Annotated in this window: 1 protein-coding gene; it reads right to left on the minus strand. The window is 38.2% G+C overall.

All coding sequences use genetic code 11. The features are described 5' to 3' along the window. Positions 1 to 16: 16 nt before the first annotated feature. Positions 17 to 217: YggT family protein (locus NG901_RS16980; RefSeq protein WP_252217134.1), on the minus strand; the 201-nt coding region annotated here is incomplete at its 5' end.

Consider the following 217-nt stretch of genomic DNA (forward strand, 5'->3'; position numbering starts at 1 on the left):
AAAACGGGCGCGCTTTTTAAAATAGCATTGGAATGACATACACTTGAATTAAACCGGTTAAAACTCTCATCGCGTATTGGAAAATGAAATAAGCCACAAGGGACGAAATATCAAACATACCAATCGGCGGAATAATCCTTCTAAAAGGCTCTAAAATCGGTTCAAAAATACGAGCTAAAAATTGGCCGATTTTTGATTCTCTTGCACCGGGAAACCA

It is taken from the genome of Clostridium sp. CMCC3677 (assembly GCF_023845585.1).
Classification (GTDB): Bacteria; Bacillota; Clostridia; order Clostridiales; family Clostridiaceae; genus Clostridium; species Clostridium aquiflavi.